This is a genomic window from Devosia insulae DS-56 (genome assembly GCF_000970465.2).
Classification (GTDB): domain Bacteria; phylum Pseudomonadota; class Alphaproteobacteria; order Rhizobiales; family Devosiaceae; genus Devosia_A; species Devosia_A insulae.
Genome location: NZ_LAJE02000090.1, coordinates 1 through 12,509, shown reverse-complemented (window position 1 = coordinate 12,509; position 12,509 = coordinate 1). Strand labels below are relative to the sequence as shown.

15 protein-coding genes, 2 tRNA genes and 1 pseudogene are annotated in these 12,509 nt (G+C 64.6%); 14 read left to right on the top strand and 4 right to left on the bottom strand.

Going from position 1 to position 12,509, the window contains the following annotated elements; all coding sequences use genetic code 11:
- Nucleotides 1–112: 112 nt before the first annotated feature.
- On the top strand, nt 113–520 hold the full coding sequence (locus VW23_RS06200) for an SgcJ/EcaC family oxidoreductase (RefSeq protein WP_069908716.1): 408 nt from the start codon (nt 113–115) through the stop codon (nt 518–520).
- A 69-nt stretch (nt 521–589) separates the two neighbouring features.
- Here VW23_RS06200 and VW23_RS06195 read toward each other — a convergent pair whose 3' ends face one another.
- Nucleotides 590–1,213 carry a cold-shock protein gene (locus VW23_RS06195; RefSeq protein ID WP_082533190.1) on the bottom strand — a complete coding sequence of 208 codons (624 nt, stop codon included), beginning with the start codon at nt 1,211–1,213 and terminating at the stop codon, nt 590–592.
- 497 nt (nt 1,214–1,710) lie between these two features.
- Here VW23_RS06195 and VW23_RS06190 point away from each other — a divergent pair, with 497 nt between their 5' ends.
- The 5 genes from VW23_RS06190 to VW23_RS06170 all read left to right on the top strand — a co-directional run bounded on the left by VW23_RS06190 (nt 1,711) and on the right by VW23_RS06170 (nt 3,614).
- Nucleotides 1,711–2,130, top strand: coding sequence for a VOC family protein (locus tag VW23_RS06190; protein ID WP_069908715.1), 420 nt, complete (start codon nt 1,711–1,713; stop codon nt 2,128–2,130).
- A 160-nt stretch (nt 2,131–2,290) separates the two neighbouring features.
- The gene (locus tag VW23_RS06185; RefSeq protein WP_069908714.1) at nt 2,291–2,749 is read left to right on the top strand and encodes a YcbK family protein; all 459 of its coding nucleotides are present in this window, start codon (nt 2,291–2,293) and stop codon (nt 2,747–2,749) included.
- An 88-nt stretch (nt 2,750–2,837) separates the two neighbouring features.
- Nucleotides 2,838–2,912 (top strand) — tRNA-Glu (locus VW23_RS06180).
- A gap of 61 nt (nt 2,913–2,973) precedes the next feature.
- A tRNA-Glu gene (locus VW23_RS06175) sits at nt 2,974–3,048 on the top strand.
- Nucleotides 3,049–3,167: 119 nt separating this feature from the next.
- Nucleotides 3,168–3,614 (top strand): ion channel, encoded by a 447-nt coding sequence (locus VW23_RS06170; RefSeq protein ID WP_069908713.1) that lies wholly within the window; start codon nt 3,168–3,170, stop codon nt 3,612–3,614.
- Nucleotides 3,615–3,769: 155 nt separating this feature from the next.
- Here VW23_RS06170 and VW23_RS28160 read toward each other — a convergent pair.
- Nucleotides 3,770–4,060, bottom strand: a pseudogene (locus VW23_RS28160) (FAD/NAD(P)-binding protein); the annotation flags it as partial.
- 180 nt (nt 4,061–4,240) lie between these two features.
- On the opposite strand from VW23_RS28160, the gene VW23_RS06160 reads away from it, so the two are divergent.
- Together VW23_RS06160 and VW23_RS06155 are read left to right on the top strand one after the other, a co-directional pair.
- Nucleotides 4,241–4,624, top strand: a complete 384-nt coding sequence (locus VW23_RS06160) for a hypothetical protein (RefSeq protein WP_069908711.1) — start codon at nt 4,241–4,243, stop codon at nt 4,622–4,624.
- Nucleotides 4,625–4,705: 81 nt separating this feature from the next.
- Nucleotides 4,706–5,887 carry a mandelate racemase/muconate lactonizing enzyme family protein gene (locus VW23_RS06155; RefSeq protein ID WP_069908710.1) on the top strand — a complete coding sequence of 394 codons (1,182 nt, stop codon included), beginning with the start codon at nt 4,706–4,708 and terminating at the stop codon, nt 5,885–5,887.
- A gap of 197 nt (nt 5,888–6,084) precedes the next feature.
- Here VW23_RS06155 and VW23_RS06150 read toward each other — a convergent pair whose 3' ends face one another.
- Nucleotides 6,085–7,131, bottom strand: coding sequence for an aldo/keto reductase (locus VW23_RS06150; RefSeq protein WP_069908709.1), 1,047 nt, complete (start codon nt 7,129–7,131; stop codon nt 6,085–6,087).
- Between the two features lie 40 nt (nt 7,132–7,171).
- Nucleotides 7,172–8,155 (bottom strand): Gfo/Idh/MocA family protein, encoded by a 984-nt coding sequence (locus tag VW23_RS06145; protein ID WP_069908708.1) that lies wholly within the window; start codon nt 8,153–8,155, stop codon nt 7,172–7,174.
- Between the two features lie 191 nt (nt 8,156–8,346).
- Between VW23_RS06145 and VW23_RS06140 the strand changes: the two genes are divergently transcribed.
- The 6 genes from VW23_RS06140 to VW23_RS06115 all read left to right on the top strand — a co-directional run bounded on the left by VW23_RS06140 (nt 8,347) and on the right by VW23_RS06115 (nt 12,387).
- A complete protein-coding gene (locus tag VW23_RS06140) occupies nt 8,347–9,180 on the top strand; it encodes a transglutaminase-like domain-containing protein (RefSeq protein ID WP_069908707.1) in 834 nt (277 codons plus the stop codon).
- Between the two features lie 93 nt (nt 9,181–9,273).
- Nucleotides 9,274–9,594, top strand: a complete 321-nt coding sequence (locus VW23_RS06135; protein WP_425285197.1) for an ArsR/SmtB family transcription factor — start codon at nt 9,274–9,276, stop codon at nt 9,592–9,594.
- Nucleotides 9,595–9,687: 93 nt separating this feature from the next.
- The gene (locus tag VW23_RS06130) at nt 9,688–10,305 is read left to right on the top strand and encodes a dihydrofolate reductase family protein (RefSeq protein ID WP_069908705.1); all 618 of its coding nucleotides are present in this window, start codon (nt 9,688–9,690) and stop codon (nt 10,303–10,305) included.
- A gap of 14 nt (nt 10,306–10,319) precedes the next feature.
- Complete coding sequence (locus VW23_RS06125; protein ID WP_069908704.1) at nt 10,320–10,775, top strand: SRPBCC family protein; 456 nt, start codon at nt 10,320–10,322, stop codon at nt 10,773–10,775.
- Nucleotides 10,772–11,563 carry an alpha/beta fold hydrolase gene (locus VW23_RS06120; RefSeq protein ID WP_069908703.1) on the top strand — a complete coding sequence of 264 codons (792 nt, stop codon included), beginning with the start codon at nt 10,772–10,774 and terminating at the stop codon, nt 11,561–11,563. Before VW23_RS06125 ends, VW23_RS06120 begins: the two co-directional genes overlap by 4 nt.
- Before the next feature lie 20 nt (nt 11,564–11,583).
- A complete protein-coding gene (locus VW23_RS06115) occupies nt 11,584–12,387 on the top strand; it encodes an alpha/beta fold hydrolase (protein WP_069908702.1) in 804 nt (267 codons plus the stop codon).
- The last annotated feature ends 122 nt before the right edge of the window (nt 12,388–12,509 follow it).

The following is a 12,509-nucleotide window of genomic DNA, read 5'->3' as shown; positions in this document are numbered from 1 at the left end:
CGGGTTCGGGAACAGCGTCAAGAGACGCGCTCGAAAACAGCGTCGAAAGCTATTGACCTCAACTGCGGTTGAGGTCCGACAAGCGTGGCATCCAGACGGAAGGAAAACCCAGATGAATGCCCAGCGGACTGCCGATATCGAGACCATCCATAACTTCGTTGCCGCCGTTGAAGCGTCGCAGCGCAACCGCAGCCCCGATGACTTCATCGCGCTGTTCTCACCCGATGCGGTGTGGGTGACGGGCGGCGGCATCCGCTTGACCGGGCGCGACGAGATCGACGCCTTCACCCGCCGGGTGCTCACCCCAGCGCTGGGCGACGTGCACGCCACTTACAAGGTCGAGCATGTGCTGTTCGTCGATGATGACGTCGCCGCGGTCAATGTGCGGGCAACGCCGGTGCATGCCGACGGAACGCGGATCGAGGGTGAGCTCGAGGGCACCAAGCTCTATGTGCTGAAGCGCAATGCCGAAGGCTGGAAGTTCGCCTCCAGCCACAACGGCTTCATCCAGCCGCAATAACCGAAGGAGGCGACCGCCTCACCGTGCGAAACATGACTTCCTCCCCGCCACGCAGGAAGGACCGAGAGATCAGTGCGAGGACGGGGCGTCGCCCCAGCCGTCGGGACGGATCTCGGCGACCATCAGGCCCTTGGGGCCGGTGCCGTAGCGGACCAGGACGTGCTGACCGGGGCGCAGTTCGGTGATACCGAAGCGGCGCAGCGTTTCCATATGGACGAAGATGTCCGGAGCGCCATCGCCAGCCGAGAGGAAGCCAAAGCCGCGGATGCGGTTGAACCACTTCACCTCGAGACGTTCGAGGCGGCTGGTCGGCTCGACGGTGACGTGAGTACGCGGCGCTGGCATTTGGGCCGGGTGCTTGGCGGTCGAATCGTCCATCGAGAGAATACGGAAGGCCTGCAGCCCACCCGGCCGCGCCAGCGCCTCGACGACGATACGCGAGCCCTCATAGGCGGTCTGGTAGCCGTCGCGCCTGAGGCAGGTCACATGCAACAGCACATCGGGGCGACCGTCATCAGGAACGATGAAGCCGAATCCCTTGGAAACGTCGAACCATTTGATCGACCCAACCACCTCGATGACATCGAGATTGGCGTCGCCGCCGTGGTCGGATGCCGGGTGCTGTCCGAGTGGGCCGGTCTCGTCGGACCGGAACCCGGGCTCGTCACCGTCGGCTGTAAACTTGGCCCCCATGCCTCAAGCCTTTTCGTACTCGCCCCGCCGCTGTTCGGGGTACGCCACACATGAGGCACTGTGTCCGATTCAGCCCGGGAAGTTAAGAAGCGTTTACGATTTTGTCAGGGGTTTTTCGCAACCGCTTTGGAAAGGCCGCAACGGCGGCGATTCAGCTCGGTATTCGGTGACCCCGGGTGCTGCCTACACTCGCTAAGTTAGGGTCGCGCCCCACCCACCGGGTCATTCCCGCGAAAGCGGGAACCTCTGTTTTAGTGCCTGCTGCACGATCGCAAACGGAGTTCCCCGCTTTCGCGGGGATGACACCGAGTTTGGGGGACTTGCAGAGCCTCCATTCGCATACCCAGCGTCACCCCATTGCGGCTAAGGCGGCGTGCATCAGGGCAACCGAAGTCCCTAACTAGGCGCCTATGGGGTGCTGCCGACGAGTGTCCAACTTGCTGCGGGCGGCCAGCCGTTGTAGGCCGCACCCAGCACAAACTCCGGGAGGATCAGACGTGAAGTATCTCCACACCATGGTGCGGGTCACCGACATCGATGCGAGCCTCAAATTCTATCGCGACGGCCTCGGGCTCGAGGAAGTCCGGCGCACCGAGAACGAGAAGGGTCGCTACACCCTGATCTTCCTCGCCGCCAAGGGCCAGCACGACACACCGGTCGAGCTCACCTACAACTGGGATCCCGAGGTCTATACCGGCGGCCGTAATTTTGGCCACCTCGCCTATGAGGTCGCCAACATCTACGAGTTCTGCGCCCATATGCAGAAGCTCGGCTACACCATCAACCGCCCGCCCCGCGACGGCCGCATGGCGTTCGTCCGCTCGCCCGACAACATCTCGGTCGAGATCCTGCAGGAAGGCGCCGCCCTCGCGCCGGCCGAGCCGTGGCTGTCGATGCCGAACACCGGCGCCTGGTAACCCCCCAAGGGGTACCGTCCGGTAACCCCTGAGGTAACCGGCTGCTAACCAATCGGCTTAGCCGGCGGTTAGCCAAGACTTTGTAGCTTCCTCGCGAGCGCCGGCCGGGCAAGGGCCGGCGTTCTGCTACCGCCCTGACGCGCGGCATGGGAAGTGACGAATGATCCGACTGATTGCGGTGCTCGCGAGCGCCCTGCTGCTGAGTGGCTGCTTCTTCTTGGGCGGCGGCGGTGGCGGCGACTCCTACAAGGGCTACGTACAGCGGGCCGGCATGTTCCTGTCGTCGACCGATGTCGACAATTCCTGCATCTCGCCAAAACTGCGATCGGTGATTTCCTCGTTCGAGCGCAAGTTCGGAAAGAGGATCGTGGTCAATTCCGGCTATCGCGATCCGATCCGCAATATCATCGGCGGCGGCGAGGATTCGAGCTACCACATGCGCTGCATGGCGGTGGATTTCTTCATCCCCGGCGTTTCCAAGGGCCAGCTCGTCGCCTTCGCCCTGCGCAACGAGCAGGTCGGCGGCCTCGGCTGCTACCCGGGCCGCGGCTTCATCCATGTCGACGTGCGCGACCGGCCGCGCGGCTGGAAGAAGCCCGTCACCTTCTCGGGCTGCTGACCTTCCACAGGGGCTGACATAAGCGCGTGCTTCTTCGAAAAACACCCTTGCCAGCCCGAATGAACCTCCCTATACGGACGCCACCGCGGCGCCCTTCGTCTATCGGTTAGGACGGCACCCTTTCACGGTGCAGAGAGGGGTTCGACTCCCCTAGGGCGCGCCACTCTCCCCTCATGGGCCAGTGGTTGACGGTACGGCGCTCATCGCCGATAAAGAGTTCCTCCGCGCCCATCGTCTAGCGGTCAGGACACCGCCCTCTCACGGCGGGAACAGGGGTTCGATTCCCCTTGGGCGCGCCAATTCTTGTCCTCCTCCGGCTTCAGCGTACGACACGTGCCATTGGCATTCGAGGCGGACAGCGCTCGTCGGGTTCGCTATCCTCTATGGCAATGGATAATGATCGTCCCCGGAGGGCTCAGTGACCGATCTCATTCTGTTGCAGCTCGGCTGGTTGGCCGTGGGCCTCACGGCGGCGGTGCTGATTCAGATCGCCGGATTGAGCCTGATCTCGCGGCTGGTTGCGCGGCTCAGCGCACGGCCGGAGGGGATGGCGCAGACGTGGCAGATCACCATCATGGGGCTCGTGGTGTATCTGCTGTTCGTGCTGCACCTGGTGCAGATCGCCGTCTACGCCGCGATCTATGTGGTCACCGGCGCGATCGACTCGGTGCACACCGCGCTCTACTTTTCGGCCGCGACGTTCACGACGATCGGCGGCGGTGTGGTGCAGACCGAGGAGCCGTGGCAGTTCTTCGCGTCGCTCGAGGGGCTCAGCGGCATCATCATGGTCGGGTGGTCGATCTCCTTCCTCGTCGCCGTGACCAATCGGCTCGGGATGTGGACGCAGAAGGCGTCGAGAAACTGAGGCTCAGCCAAAGGGCGACTACCCGAAAGCTCTGGCGGCCGCTTCGCCCAGCACGCGCTTCGCCAGCTCCGCGCACAGCACCCGGATATCCGGGATCCCGGCGCCGTGGCTTCGACTTCGGCCAGCACATCTGCGAGGTAACTGCCATAGTGGCGGCGCGGCACGAAGACGAAGCGTTCGGCTTCGGTTACCAGTCTGTGGTCACGGAGCCAGCGCCAGAAGTGATCGGGATCATCGGCATAGGCGCTCATGCCCGTGGCGGCGACGTTCAGCACATGGTCGAGCTGGCGGGTCGAATAGGCGACGCCGCGGCCGAGGCTCGGGCGCTTCTCGACCAGCGTGACGCGGATATCGGCGGCGCTGCGCAACAGGTGCGCGGCGAGCGGCACGCCGCTGGCGCCACCGCCGACGATGAGAATGGGGAGGCGTGGATGCGCTTCGTTCATTCGCGTGTTTCCCCCGTGGCCTGGTTTCACGACGCAAAACGTCCGTACGGATAGACTACTAACTCAGTCGATTTAATCAACACACGATCGACGGCTCCCGGGCGTTGGGGAAAACCAGGGACTTTTCCAGCGGCGACGTTTGTATAGTGTGACGCCGCGCTTCGGGAGTTGGAGGGATCAATGTTCAAGATGCTGGCGGTGGCAGCGTTGCTGTTGGCGCAAGCGCAGCCAGTGAGCTCGCCGAAGACAGTGGAGGAACTCGTGGCCGCTTCGGTTGCTGACTTCCGCGCCCACCAGACCCCGCCGCCGACGGACTTCCGTGCGGTCCGTGCCGGCATTCTCACCAATGCCGACGGCAACCAGCAGCTGCTGCTCTGTGGCGAAGCGCTGGTGACGCCGGAAGAGGGAGCGACATGGCTGCCGTTTGCGACACTGCAGACTGGTGGTTACGAGCAGTGGCTGGGCGGTCACGCCACCGGCCTGTGCACACAACCCGGCATCGAATGGCAGCCTGTCGAGGACCTGGCGAGACCGATGAAAGCTGAGCTGGCGAAGCTCGGCTGACCACAGCGCTGCTGGCGCCTGGCTCACTTCACCATAGCCCCCTCCCCCGCTATAGAGAGCGGCAAACGGAGGGAGTTTTGGATGTCGGCTGTGGGTCATCTGTCCGAGGGGGATCGCGGACAGGCGCGGATCACCGCAATAACGGCGCTGCGGCTCGACAGCGGGTTCTGCCTCGTCCGCATCGATACCGATGCCGGCATTTCCGGCTATGGCGAGTGCGGCGACCTCGATGGCGACCTGGTGCGGGCGGCACTGCTCACCCATGCCGAGGGCGGCGCGCGGCTGCCGCACCTGCAGCTGATCGGCAAGGATCCGCTCGATATCGGGGTGCACCACCACAACCTGTTCTACGCCTACCGGCAGCGCCCGGCGCACATCATGATCTGCTCGGGGCTGGACATGGCGCTGTGGGATCTGGCGGGGAAACTGCTCGACCAGCCGGTGCACAAGCTGCTCGGCGGCGCCTTCCGCACTGAGCTCGAGCTCTACTCGCATTGTCCGCATTTCGATTTGACCGATGCCGGCGCCTGGGCCGAAGCCGCCGCCGACCTGAAATCCGATCCGCACGGCTTCAAGACCTTCAAGGTCGATATCCACGACGCCATCGGCATACCAATGCAGGAATACGCACCAAGCCTGTCGCCGGGTGACATTCGGAAGATCGGACGGTCCTACGAACTGGCGCGCGAGCACCTGGGCGAGGAGATCGACATCATCGTCCATTGCCATAACGAACTCGATGCGCCGAGCGCCATCGCGGTGGCCGACGCAGTGGAGGCGATCAAGCCGATCTACTACGAAGACCCGCTGCAGCCGGGCTTTTCGGAGAACTGGCTGGCGCTGCGGCGTTCAACCAGTATCCCGATCATGACCGGCGAGAATATCGAGTTGCCCGAGGGGGCGCTGCCGTTCCTCCAGCACCAGGCGGTTGATTGCCTGCAGCCCGACATCATCAGCTCGGGCGGCATCACCGGCACAAAGGCGATCGCTGACCTGGCGGCGCTGTATCGCACGCCGATCACGCTGCACAATGTCAGCGGGCTGCTGATGAACGCGGCGAGCCAGCAGCTGGCGGCGTCGGTGTTCAACTGCCCACGCATCGAGTGCACCCGGCGGGCGGATGGTCTCGCGTGGGCGTCGCCCAATCCGCTGCAGGTCAAGGACGGCAAGATGCAGGTGTCGATGGCGCCGGGGCTCGGGGTGGAGCTGGATCAGGACTGGATCAGCGGGCACCGGTTTGCTGGGGAGCCGGACTGGAATTAGCGCCGGCAGTGACGCACCCTGCCTTCTCCCCTTGTGGGAGAAGGTGGCCGAAGGCCGGATGAGGGGTCCGCGCAACGAAGTGTAGCGCGGTCGGAGCGCAAGCGACGAGCGACCCTGTACGCGGAGAGATACCCCTCATCCGCCCTTCGGGCACCTTCTCCCACAAGGGGAGAAGGCGACATCTGCGCCGTCCGTGGTTAAGGCAGCCGCTGCGTGTGCGTCGGCTCCAGCTCCGCCTTGCCGAACGTCCCCGGCAGGTTGGTGTTCATCCACTCGTAGGGGTAGCCGAGCTTCAGCGGCATGGCGTCGGTGAGTTCCTGACGCACCTCGGCCGGCAGGTCGAAATCGCCGGCGTCGAGGTTTTCGGCGACCTGGTCGACGCGGCGGGCGCCGATGATGGCGGCGGTGACCCTCGGATCGCCGAGCAGCCAGCTTAGCGCCACCTGGCTCGGGGTACGGCCAAGGCGGCCTGCCACTTCGACGACCTTGTCGATCATCTTCAGCGAATCCTCGAACCAGTAGCGCGGCAGGGTGATCGCCGCCTGCTGGCCGATGCGGGATTTCTCGTCGGGCTTATCCTGGTCGCGATACTTGCCGGTGAGCATGCCGGCGGCGAGCGGGCTCCAGCAGATCATGCCGAGGCCCTGGTCGTCGCAGGCCGGCAGGATCTCGCGCTCGATGTCGCGACGGACGAGGTTGTAGAGGTGCTGGGCCGAAACCAGCGGCTCATAACCCATGAGGGCGGCGACGCCGTTGGTCTTGGCGATCTGCCAGCCATAAAAGTTCGAGCAGCCGAGATAGCGGATCTTGCCGGCGCGGATCAGATCGTCGGCGGCGCGGAGGCTCTCTTCGATCGGGGTGTAGGGATCCGGCCCGTGGAACTGGTAGAGGTCGATATAGTCGGTATCGAGCCGCTTGAGGCTCTTCTCGCAGGCTTCGACGATGTGCTTGCGGCTCAGCCCGCGCGAGGTCACCGCCGTGTCGGCCGGGAACCAGCATTTGGTGGCGATCACCAGCTGGTCGCGGCTGTGATCTTTCAGCGCCACGCCGAGCATGGTCTCCGAGGCGCCGCCCGAATAGCCGTTGGCGGTATCGATGAAGTTGCCGCCGCCCTCGACAAAGCGTTTGACGATGGCGCTCGAGGTTTCCTGGTCGCAGCCCCACTGCGAATTGCCGAACGTCATGGTGCCCAGGCAAAGGCGCGAGACCAACAGGCCGCTGCGGCCGAGATAGCGATATTTCATCAGTTTCCTCCGAATGTGAGATCGAACAGGGAAAGGCGGATCACTCGGTCGGGTATTTGAGCCCGATCTGCTGCCGGATGGTGTCGAGGCAGGCCATGATGGCGACGCTCTCCGAGGGTGAGAGGATGGTGCCGGCGGTCTGCTTTTCGGCGACGAGGCGTTCGAGCTCGGCAGCCTGGTACTGCATGCCACGGCCCTCGACCTTCGACACATACTCCTCGACCACGCTGTTGCTGGCGTCGTAGCGACGGAAGCTGGTGGGGGTGTACCAGACCTTGTCGATCTCGATGCGACCCTCGGTGCCGTGGATAGTGGCGATGTTGCGCCCGGCGGTGTCGCTGCCCGACAGCGTCAGCGCGATGGCGCCGGACTCGTAGGTGAACATGGTCGCGACGGTGCCGTCGGCGCCGGTTTCCTTGAGCCGCGCAGTCGCGGCGATGGTTTTGGGCACGCCGAGCACGTCGAAGGTGAACGAGATCGGGTAGATGCCCAGATCGAGCAGCGCACCACCGCCCAGTTCCAGCGCATTGAGCCGGTGGGCCGGGTCGTCCGACAGATCCTGCGTGTGGTCGGCGACCACCGAGCGGATTTCACCGAGGACGCCGGAGCGGACGATCTCGCGTATCCGCAGCATATGCGGCAGGAAGCGGGTCCACATCGCCTCGAGCACAACCAGCCCCTTGCTGGCGCCAAGATCGACGATCTCCTGCGCCTCGCGGGCGTTGACGGTGAAAGCCTTCTCGATCAGCACGTGCTTGCCGCGATCGAGCGCCAATTTGGCATTGTCGGCATGCATCGGGTGCGGCGTCGCGACGTAGATGGCGTCGACATTGGGATCGGCACAGAGCGCCTCGTAGCTGCCATGCGCCTTGGGGATGCCGAACTCGGCGGCGAACTTGTCGGCGCTCGCCTGGCTGCGCGAGCCGACTGCGGTCACCTTGTGGCCGTGCTGGTTCAGATCCTTCACGAACTGCTCGGCAATCCAGCCGGTTGCCAAAATTCCCCACCTGACGCTGCCGGCCATTCCCACGCTCTCCCCAAACACGATTTGCAAAGCAAGATTTGTCGAGGCGAGAGCAGTACCCACTCCCGGCAGCGACACAATAGCTTTCACCCGCCGTGCGACGATGGTCGTAGCGCCCGGCCCCGAACTCTGTTCAATGCAACCTTCCACCGGCCGGGAGAATTCCGGTGGCGGGCACAGCAGGAGCGACGATGCGATTTTCGGTGGGTTGCGAGATCCAGTACGATGTCTCGGAAGAGACAACGCTGATCCTCAATGTCGAAGCGCAGCATGGCGAAGGACAGGAAGTGCTCGACGAGCAGTTCAGCATTTCGAGCGGCGTGCCCGCCGAGTCCCACATCGTGCCGGAGACCGGCAACCGTTACCGCCGGCTGAAGCTCAATGCCGGGCAGCACCTGATCAGCTACAGCGCCACGGTCGAGACAAGGCCGTATTTCGGCGACCCCGCGCTGATCCCGCAGGTGCCGATCGCCGAGCTGCCGTTCGAGGTGATCACCCACCTGTCGCCCAGCCGCTACTGCCAGTCGGACAAACTGGGGCGCTTCGCCTGGCGGCAGTTCGGCAACGCCAATGGCTACGAAACGGTGACGGCAATCTGCAACTGGATCTACGAGAACGTCGATTACCTCGAGGGCTCGAGCGACGGCAGCACCTCGGCCTATGACACCTTCACCCTCAGGGCTGGGGTGTGCCGCGACTTCGCGCACCTCGGCATCACCTTCGCCCGCGCCCTCGGCATCCCTGCCCGGTTCGTGTCGGCTTATGCCTACGATCTCACCCCGCAGGATTTCCATGCCGTGTTCGAGGCCTATCTCGATGGCCGCTGGTACCTGTTCGACGCGACGCGGCGCTGCCCTATCGATGGGCTGGTGCGCATCGCCATCGGCCGCGACGCCGCGGACTCGGCGTTTGCCACCTATTTCGGCCAGCTCGGCGGCCCCGCTGCGCTGGTCCGGGTGGAGCGGCTCGACAGCCAGCCAGGCACGGATTGGACCGTCGCGGCGGTCAGCCTCTCCTCGCCCTGAAAATCACTTAAGCATTCACTTAGGTATTGACAGCACGGCTGTGCGGCTATACTTAAGACCATGCTTAACCAAGAGACAGAGCCCCTCGATCTCATGTTCCAGGCATTGGCCGACCCCACCAGGCGGCGGATGATCGAACGACTGAGCCGGGGATCCGCATCGGTCAGCGAGCTGGCCGAGCCGTTCAAGATGAGCCTGCCCGCCATCGTGCAGCACCTGCAAGTGCTGGAACAGAGCGGGCTGGTGACGACGCAGAAGGTGGGACGGGTGCGGACCTGCACCATCGACACGGGAGCGCTGAGCATGGCCGAGAAGTGGATCAATGATCGACGCATCGGCTGGGAGCACCGGCTGGATCGGCTGGGGGCGTTCCTCGACGCACTGCCCAGCGGCCTGGACAAGCCGGCGAAGTAGCGCGCCTCCCAGCGCGTCATGAACGACAGATCTGAGACAATCGGCCGGAAGCAGCGTTTCCGGCAACGGGCGGGCTTTGCCCAGGAGGATCGAATGGCCAAAGTTGTGTTGAGTTTTTCGATGTCGCTCGATGGCTACGTGGCGGGTCCGAACGTTTCGGTTCGCGACGGCATGGGAGTGGGCGGAGAGCGCCTGCACGAATGGATGTTCGCCGGCGGCGGCACCAAGGCCGGCGATGGCAGTTACAGCAGCACCGAGGCCCAGGACGCGGCCGAGATCGATCTGGCTTTCAGCACGGTCGGCGCGACGCTCGTCGGTCGGCGCACCTATGATGTGGGGCTGCAGCACTGGAACGATACGCCCTACCCGGTGCCCTCGTTCGTCCTCACCCACAACCCCAAGCCCGAGCAGCCGATGAAAAGCGCCAGCTTCCGCTTCGTCACCGATGGAGTGGAGAGCGCGGTGCGGCAGGCCACGGCCGCGGCGGGCGACAAGGATGTCGTGGTGATGGGGGCCTCGGCAGCGCAGCAGGTGCTGCGCGCCGGCCTCGCCGACGTGATCCGCGTCCAGGTGGTCAGCGTGCTGCTCGGCGGCGGTACGCGGCTGTTCGACAAGCTTGGCGATGCTCAGATCGAGCTCGCCCGCAGCAGGGTGGTCGCGGCTTCGCCCGGCGTCACCCACCTCGAATTCAACGTCATCAACCAAGCCTAGAAGAGGAAACCCAAATGACTGAACGTTCCATCGCCCATGGCAGCTTCACCGTCGAACGCAAGTACAAGCACGCGCCGAGCAAGGTGTACTCTGCCTGGTCCAACCCTGAATTCAAGCGCCAATGGTTCGGCTCGCCGAGCCCCGACAAGCCGAAGGACGTGTTCGACTTCCGCATCGGCGGACGCGAGTTCAACGAGGCGGAGATGGGCGGCGACACCTATGTGTTCGACGTCACCTATCGCGACCTCGTGCCGGACAACCGCATCATTTACACCTACGAGATGCTGAAGAATGGCGCGCGCATTTCGGTGTCGCTGGCGACCGTCGAGTTCTTCCCGGATGGCGCCGGAACCCGCATGGTGGTCAAGGAAGATGGCGCCTTCCTCGACGGGCTCGACAAGATGGCCGATCGCGAGGCGGGCACCAATTACATCATCGACCTGATGGGAAAGTGGCTCGACGAGCAATGAGCGCCAAATCGCACAGCGTGATGATCGGCGACCTCGAGGTGCACTACCTCGAGGAAGGCCGCGGGCAGCCGCTGCTGCTGCTGCACGGGGGCACGGCGACCGCCGACTCCTGGGGCGAAGCAATGCCGCGGCTGGCCGACCGCTACCGCGTCTTGGCGCTCGATACGCGAGGGCACGGCAGGACCAACAACCCCGCCCAGAAGATGAGCTACGCGCAGTTCGCCGACGATGTCGCCGGCTTCATCGCGACGCTCGGGCTCAAGAAGCCGCTGATCATCGGCTATAGCGACGGGGGCCAGACGGCGCTTGAGTTCGGGCTGCGACATCCCGGCAAGGCCGGGGCACTGGTGCTGGGCGGCACGATCAGCCGGCCGACCGAAGCCTATCTCGAGGGGTTGCACGGCTGGGGCTTTCCGGCGCCGGGCAAGGTCGATTTCGACCGCGTGGCGGCCGAATACGGCCCGTATTTCGAGCAGATCAAGGTGACGCATATGCATCACTATGGTCCGGATTACTGGAAGGCGTTCCTCAGCCAGATTTCCGAGCTGTGGCTCACCCTGCCCAGTTACAGCGAGCGCCAGCTGGCCTCGATCTCGGCGCCGACGCTGGTGATCATGGGCGACCGCGATCACCTGGGTGGCGCCGAGGAAGCCAACCGGCTCTACCGGCACCTCGGCGCCGGCGAGCTCTCGATCATCGCCAATGTCGGCCACGAGGCCGTCAACAAACCGCTGTTCTGGGACGCCGTGCGCGAGTTTCTCGCCCGGCACGACGAGCGCCAGGACTAAACACCCTCAGGAGATTTGACGTGAGCAGCACCGTTTCCAGGGACGGGACCGTCATCGGCTACGCCAAAATCGGCGCCGGCCCGGCCATCATCCTCATCGCCGGCGCAACGCAATATCGCGCCATCGACCAGCAGACGCCTGAGCTGGCGCGACTGCTGGCGGAGGCCGGCTTCAGCGTGATCAACTACGACCGTCGCGGCCGCGGCGAGAGTGGCGACACCCTGCCCTATGCGGTGGCCCGCGAAGTCGAGGACATCGCGGCGCTGATTGCCGTGGCGGGCGGGCGCGCCTCGCTCTATGGCGCCTCGTCCGGCTGCGCGCTGGCGCTCGAAGCCGCGCAGTCCGGCCTGCCGGTCGATAAACTCGTGCTGTACGAGCCGCCCTATGTGGTCGACGACAGCTGGACACCACCGCCGAGGGATTATTTCGAGAAGCTGGCGGGGTTCCGCGAGGCTGGCGACAAGGCCGGGGCGTTGACCTACTTCTTCACCGCCTCCATCCACATGCCGCCCGAGCAGGTCGAAGCGATGAAGCAGAGCCCGTTCTGGACGATGCTGGAACCGGTCGGCCACACCATCGAGTACGACGCGCTCTGCATGGGCAAGGAGGCCGTGGAAGGCGGGCTGGCGACGACGCAGCGCTGGAACCGGGTGACACAGCCGGTGCTGGTGGTGGATGGCGACGCGAGCTTCCCGTTCATGGCGGGAGGAGCGAACGCGGTGGCAAAGGTGCTGGGGGCTGGCCGGAAGACGCTGGCGGGGCAAGGACACGGTCCGGCTCCGGAAGCGATTGCGCCGGTGGTGGTGGAGTTTTTGCGGGGGTAAGCAGACCGAGAGAGACGGCCCCCTCCCGGCCTCCCATGAAGGGGGAGGTGAAGAGTCGAGACTCTGTCTCCGATTTTGCCAATCACACCGGCGGGGCACCTCCCCCTTCATGGGAGGCCGGG

Bases quoted from the DNA above. Each gene is read 5' to 3' on its own strand.
- VW23_RS06200 (WP_069908716.1), top strand. From the start codon at position 113: ATGAATGCCCAGCGGACTGCCGATATCGAGACCATCCATAACTTCGTT.
- VW23_RS06195 (WP_082533190.1), bottom strand. From the start codon at position 1,213: ATGGGGGCCAAGTTTACAGCCGACGGTGACGAGCCCGGGTTCCGGTCC.
- VW23_RS06185 (WP_069908714.1), top strand. From the start codon at position 2,291: ATGATCCGACTGATTGCGGTGCTCGCGAGCGCCCTGCTGCTGAGTGGC.
- VW23_RS06160 (WP_069908711.1), top strand. From the start codon at position 4,241: ATGTTCAAGATGCTGGCGGTGGCAGCGTTGCTGTTGGCGCAAGCGCAG.
- VW23_RS06155 (WP_069908710.1), top strand. From the start codon at position 4,706: ATGTCGGCTGTGGGTCATCTGTCCGAGGGGGATCGCGGACAGGCGCGG.
- VW23_RS06150 (WP_069908709.1), bottom strand. From the start codon at position 7,131: ATGAAATATCGCTATCTCGGCCGCAGCGGCCTGTTGGTCTCGCGCCTT.
- VW23_RS06145 (WP_069908708.1), bottom strand. From the start codon at position 8,155: ATGGCCGGCAGCGTCAGGTGGGGAATTTTGGCAACCGGCTGGATTGCC.
- VW23_RS06140 (WP_069908707.1), top strand. From the start codon at position 8,347: ATGCGATTTTCGGTGGGTTGCGAGATCCAGTACGATGTCTCGGAAGAG.
- VW23_RS06135 (WP_425285197.1), top strand. From the start codon at position 9,274: ATGTTCCAGGCATTGGCCGACCCCACCAGGCGGCGGATGATCGAACGA.
- VW23_RS06130 (WP_069908705.1), top strand. From the start codon at position 9,688: ATGGCCAAAGTTGTGTTGAGTTTTTCGATGTCGCTCGATGGCTACGTG.
- VW23_RS06125 (WP_069908704.1), top strand. From the start codon at position 10,320: ATGACTGAACGTTCCATCGCCCATGGCAGCTTCACCGTCGAACGCAAG.
- VW23_RS06120 (WP_069908703.1), top strand. From the start codon at position 10,772: ATGAGCGCCAAATCGCACAGCGTGATGATCGGCGACCTCGAGGTGCAC.